1 protein-coding gene and 1 pseudogene are annotated in these 327 nt (G+C 62.7%); both read right to left on the bottom strand.

The features are described from left to right. Nucleotides 1-137: aromatic-ring-hydroxylating dioxygenase subunit beta (locus tag AC0IYH_RS30360; protein ID WP_471837853.1), on the bottom strand; the 137-nt coding region annotated here is incomplete at its 3' end. Further along, a pseudogene (locus AC0IYH_RS30355) lies at nucleotides 134-327 on the bottom strand (benzoate 1,2-dioxygenase large subunit); the annotation flags it as partial. The gene AC0IYH_RS30360 and the pseudogene AC0IYH_RS30355, both read right to left, overlap by 4 nt.

Here is a 327-nt window from a genome sequence, read left to right as displayed (position 1 = left end):
TCGTTATCGTACCAGGCCGGCATCCAGAACACCGCCTTGCTCGAATAGCACTCCAGCCATTCATCCCACTGACGGTCGTCGAGCAGACGCGCTTCGCGGTAGATGAAGTCGAGGATCAGCTGGCGATTGGCGCTCATGCTACGTCCTCCGCGTCGGTGGCGATCAGGTTGGCGCGCTCGCTGGCGATGGCCTTCTGCATTGCTTGCGCCCAGTAGGCGTGCTGGCGCACGAACAGCCCTTCGTCCTCGGATTTCACGCCACTTAGCAGCGGCTGCATGCCCATGGCTTTGGCGTTGTCGTCGGCGCCTTCGATCCAGTGGCTGGCGC

The sequence above is a fragment of the Pseudomonas sp. AC463 genome, from assembly GCF_979253585.1.
Note: the sequence above shows the minus strand (reverse complement) of the source record. Positions and strands in the feature narration are given on the sequence as shown.